This window comes from Methylobacterium tarhaniae (assembly GCF_001043955.1).
GTDB lineage: Bacteria > Pseudomonadota > Alphaproteobacteria > Rhizobiales > Beijerinckiaceae > Methylobacterium > Methylobacterium tarhaniae.
The window spans coordinates 1-5,400 of sequence record NZ_LABZ01000004.1 but is presented as its reverse complement, the minus strand read 5'-3'; the positions used below and the strand labels follow the sequence as shown (position 1 = coordinate 5,400).

Here is a 5,400-nt window from a genome sequence, read left to right as displayed (position 1 = left end):
GCGGCGGTTCGGCTGCGGTGTCTGTAGTTGTTTTTCCCTGCGGGCGCGGTGATCGCGCTGAGGGCTGAGCGCGCCGCCGGGCCTCCGCCCGGTGCGCCCCGCAGGCGCGGGGATGAACCGCCGCGAGATCGCGAGGCGGTCGCGGAAATCTCGTGTTCCCCGCAGGCGCGGGGATGAACCGCCGCGAGATCGCGAGGCGGTCGCGGAAATCTCGTGTTCCCCGCAGGCGCGGGGATGAACCGTTAAACCCCGAGCAGTTCGTTCCAGGGCACCAGTGTTCCCCGCAGGCGCGGGGATGAACCGCACGAACCGGTAGGTGCATCGCCCGCCATCGTGTGTTCCCCGCAGGCGCGGGGATGAACCGCCGGCCAGCTTCAGCACGCCGTCGGCGGTGACGTGTTCCCCGCAGGCGCGGGGATGAACCGGCGATCGAGGCCGTCACGCCCGCGCCCGCCCCGTGTTCCCCGCAGGCGCGGGGATGAACCGACCATTTCCTATACCGCGATCGGCGCCTACGAGTGTTCCCCGCAGGCGCGGGGATGAACCGCCTCAGGAGAGTTCGACACGGCTTTCCCCGATGTGTTCCCCGCAGGCGCGGGGATGAACCGCGCGGACCCATGACGATCAACTAAGCGGCTGCGTGTTCCCCGCAGGCGCGGGGATGAACCGAACCCGCTGCACGACGGTTTCAGCCACGCGGCGTGTTCCCCGCAGGCGCGGGGATGAACCGCATGTAGCTTGCCGAGAGATCACGCAGCTGTCGTGTTCCCCGCAGGCGCGGGGATGAACCGCGTCATCGGCGTGGCCGTCGTCATCGCGCCAGCGTGTTCCCCGCAGGCGCGGGGATGAACCGCGCACCGGCTTCTGGGTCAGGGCCTTCACCTCGTGTTCCCCGCAGGCGCGGGGATGAACCGCGGACGTCCTGCTGCGGGTAGATGTCTTCGCCGTGTTCCCCGCAGGCGCGGGGATGAACCGGAGCACGGATTCACCCGGACCGCGCACGCCGTGTGTTCCCCGCAGGCGCGGGGATGAACCGCGCCGGCAGGCAGTGCCGACCGCCCAGGCCGGGTGTTCCCCGCAGGCGCGGGGATGAACCGACCTTCCCTGTTCCGGTGGCCTGGAGCGACAGGTGTTCCCCGCAGGCGCGGGGATGAACCGCACCCGGACGTCATCTACCTCGGCAATCGCGAGTGTTCCCCGCAGGCGCGGGGATGAACCGCCCTTGACCTTCGTGCGGAACGAGCGCGGCCCGTGTTCCCCGCAGGCGCGGGGATGAACCGGCGGCCGAGGCGCAGAAGGTGCTCGCCGGCGAGTGTTCCCCGCAGGCGCGGGGATGAACCGGCGCGCGAGCTGGCCGAGCGCCACATCATGGAGTGTTCCCCGCAGGCGCGGGGATGAACCGATCGCATCGGACAACGCGTTCGTCGCGATATCGTGTTCCCCGCAGGCGCGGGGATGAACCGCACTCTCAGCGCAAGGCGGGCCTCCCTCACACGTGTTCCCCGCAGGCGCGGGGATGAACCGACGTGGCCGGCGATCGAGCCGAGCGCCTGGCCGTGTTCCCCGCAGGCGCGGGGATGAACCGGGCGATTCACGTATTGAGGCAGCCTATCTAGAGTGTTCCCCGCAGGCGCGGGGATGAACCGGCGATCCCACAGAACAACGCGCTCGCCAACGCGTGTTCCCCGCAGGCGCGGGGATGAACCGTGACGCACGCCGTCGAGCGCGGTCGAGCCGAGGTGTTCCCCGCAGGCGCGGGGATGAACCGCCGATGCCATTTGCGGCAATGAACTCGTGATCGTGTTCCCCGCAGGCGCGGGGATGAACCGCCTACGCAGAGGCGATCCAGTCCTGGCCGAACGTGTTCCCCGCAGGCGCGGGGATGAACCGCGCGCGACACGGCACGGTCGCGGGCCGCTGCCGTGTTCCCCGCAGGCGCGGGGATGAACCGATCATATCGCGCCTTTCCGGACCGGCGGCGCTGTGTTCCCCGCAGGCGCGGGGATGAACCGGGCGTCAGCCCTAATTCGGCCGGCAGGGTCGGGTGTTCCCCGCAGGCGCGGGGATGAACCGCTGTATTACAAAGACCCTCTTGTGGTCCGACGGTGTTCCCCGCAGGCGCGGGGATGAACCGGTCTACGACACCGAGAACCCGAGCCGGCGCCAGTGTTCCCCGCAGGCGCGGGGATGAACCGGTCTTCTTCGTCACGTTGAACTTGGCGAAGAGGTGTTCCCCGCAGGCGCGGGGATGAACCGACCTGGACGGACTTCTTGAGCCCATCGCTTAGGTGTTCCCCGCAGCCGCGGGGATGAACCGGCCTCCTCCTCGGCCTCGCTCAGGTCGGAGCGGTGTTCCCCGCAGGCGCGGGGATGAACCGCCGAAGAGGACCGCAGCATGACCGCCGGAGCCGTGTTCCCCGCAGGCGCGGGGATGAACCGACGTACCGCGTCCAGGACTTCGGCACGGGCGTGTGTTCCCCGCAGGCGCGGGGATGAACCGCGCGCGGCATTCCATTGAAATCGCGGGCAAGAGTGTTCCCCGCAGGCGCGGGGATGGACTGACCGGGCGGCGCACGGGGTCGTCGAGATAAGCGTGTTCCCCGCAGGCGCGGGGATGGACTCTTGCCAGCCTTGCCGCCCCCCTGCTACACGGTCGCCCACAAAGATCGATCTAACCAATTGATTTCATTGACGATGATGGCGCCGCCAGGCAGGCGGCCGCCGGAGGCGCGAGGACAGGTGACAGCCCAGACCCCTTCCCCTGCCGTGCCTCGCCGCACCCTGCACGCCTCGCTCCGCCTCGGGCGCGGGCGCAACGTCGTCCGGGACTTCGCCCGGCTGCGGCTCGAATTCGGGGCCGAGGGCCTGAGCCTCGACGTGGCGGATCTCGGGCTCGGCGGGCGCTGGGTCAGCATCGCCTTCAAGGACGAGAATCACGGTGCCTTCAGCCGGGTCGAGCTGACGGCGATCGCGGAGGGGCCGGAGGGGCCGCAGGGCACCAGCCTGTCCGAGCGCGCCTTCGGCCACGGGCGCTTCACCTGGCTCGGGCGGCTGCCCGCCGGCACCACGGCCTTGCGGCTCACGCCGATGCTCGGCGAGCCGGGCTTGAGCATCGCCGAGTTCACCGTCACGGTCCGGAGCCGCCTCGCCCTCGTCGGCCGGGCGGCCCTGCGCCGGCCGGCTCTCACCGGCCAGGCCCTGTTCTGGCGCGCGGTCGGCAAGAGGGTGCGCTCGCAGCACCGCCTCGCCCGCGCCCTCGTGCCGCCGGGGCTCACCGGCTACGAGACCTGGGTCCGCCACTTCGACACCTTGAGCGAGGCCGACCGCGCCCGGATCGCGGCTGAGGTGGCGCAGTGGCGCGACCCACCCCTGATCTCGGTGGTGATGCCGGTCTACAATCCGGGCCCCAAGGTGCTGGAGGAGGCCCTGCGCTCGGTCCGGGACCAGCTCTACCCGCACTGGGAGCTGTGCATCGCCGACGACGCCTCGACCGATCCGGCGGTGCCCCGCCTGCTCGCCCGGGCCGCCGCGGAGGATCCCCGCATCCGGGTCGAGCGCCGGCCCGAGAACGGCCACATCGCGGTCGCCACCAACACCGCGCTCGGGCTCGCGCGCGGCGCCTACGTCGCCTTCATGGACCACGACGACGTGCTGCCGGCCCACGCCCTCTATGAAGTGGCGAAGGCGATCCGCCGCGAGCCGGACCTCGACCTGATCTACAGCGACGAGGACAAGATCGACGCCGAGGGCCGTCGCTTCGAGCCCCATTTCAAGGGCGACTGGAACCCGGAGCTCCTCTACGGCCAGAACTACCTCAACCACCTGACGGTGGTGCGCCGCAGCCTGGTCGAGGCGGTGGGGGGCCTGCGGCCCGGCTTCGAGGGCAGCCAGGACCACGACCTGCTCCTGCGCCTGAGCGACCGGCTCGATCCCGCTCGCGTCCGCCACCTCCCGGTGATCCTCTACCATTGGCGCACCGCGATCGGCTCCGGCACCTTCTCGGACGCCTTCCTGGCCCGGGCCGAGGCGGCGCGCCTGCGGGCGCTGGAGGAGCTGGTGGCGCGGCGCGGCTGGCCGCACCGGGTCGAGCGGGGGCCGCTCGGCTTCAACCGCCTGGTGCGCGCCCTGCCCGATCCGGCCCCGCGCGTCTCGGCGATCATCCCGACCAAGGACCGGGCCGAGCTGCTGCGCGTCGTCCTCGACGGTCTCCTGACCGGGACGGGCTATCCCGACATCGAGGTCGTGGTGGTCGATAACGGCAGCACCGAGCCCGCCGCCCTGGCGCTGCTCGCGCAGGCCGCCGAGGATCCGCGGGTGCGGGTGCTGGCGCGCCCCGGCCCGTTCAACTTCTCGGGGTTGTCGAACGACGGCGCCGCCGCCGCGACCGGGCCCCTGCTCCTGTTCCTCAACAACGACATCGAGGTGCGCGAACCGGGCTGGCTCACCGAGATGGCCTCGATCGCGGTCGAGCCGGCGGTCGGCGCGGTCGGCGCCAAGCTGTCCTACCCGGACGGCACCCTCCAGCATGGCGGCGTGGTGCTGGGCGTCGGGGGCGTCGCCGGACACAGCCATCCGGATATCGGGCCCGACGATCCGGGCTATTTCGGCCGCATGGTGATCGCCCAGGAGGTCTCGGCGGTCACCGGCGCCTGCCTGATGATGCGGCGGGAGGTGTTCGAGGAGGTCGGCCGCTTCGATGCCGAGCACCTGGCGGTGGCCTTCAACGACATCGACCTCTGCCTGCGGGTGCGGAAGGCCGGCTACAGCGTGATCTGGACGCCCCACGCCGCCCTGACGCACCACGAATCGAAGAGCCGTGGCAAGGAGGACACGCCGGAGAAGCGCGCCCGCTTCGAGGCGGAGGTCGCCACCATGACCGAGCGCTGGGGGCCGGAGCTGCGCAACGACCCGTACTACAACCCCAACCTCGCCCGGGCGAAGGCGCTGTTCCGCCTCTGGTGAGGGCGCGGCCGTTGCCCACGCTGCACTGCAACGCTACAGCGGTGCGCGAGGGGCCGGCGGCGTGCCGCGCCGCTGCCGGGAGGGCGTGGGATGCGCGTTGCGATGGTGGGGGCGGGCTATGTCGGCCTGGTCTCGGGGGCGTGCTTCGCCGATTTCGGCCACACCGTGGTGTGCGTCGACACCGCGCCGGAGAAGATCGCCGCCCTCAAGGACGGCCGCATCCCGATCTACGAGCCCGGCCTCGACGCCCTGGTGGCCGAGAACGTCCGCCAGGAGCGCCTGACCTTCACCACCGACCTCGCCGAGGCCGTCGCCGGCGCGGACGCGGTCTTCATCGCGGTCGGAACCCCGTCCCGCCGCGGCGACGGCTTCGCCGACCTGACTTACGTCTACCAGGCCGCCCGCGACATCGCGGCGGCGGTCACCGGGCCGACCGTG

General features: G+C 71.4%; 2 protein-coding genes and 1 CRISPR repeat array. Both genes read left to right on the top strand.

The window, feature by feature from the left end:
* Positions 1-91: 91 nt before the first annotated feature.
* A CRISPR array of direct repeats spans positions 92-2,622; the repeat unit is 29 nt; unit sequence GTGTTCCCCGCAGGCGCGGGGATGAACCG.
* A gap of 72 nt (positions 2,623-2,694) precedes the next feature.
* Positions 2,695-4,962: a glycosyltransferase family 2 protein gene (locus VQ03_RS00390; protein ID WP_425350012.1), complete on the top strand. Its 2,268-nt coding sequence runs from the start codon at positions 2,695-2,697 to the stop codon at positions 4,960-4,962.
* Positions 4,963-5,052: 90 nt separating this feature from the next.
* Positions 5,053-5,400 (top strand): 3-hydroxyacyl-CoA dehydrogenase NAD-binding domain-containing protein (locus tag VQ03_RS00385; protein ID WP_167376040.1); only part of this gene is annotated, 348 nt, incomplete at its 3' end.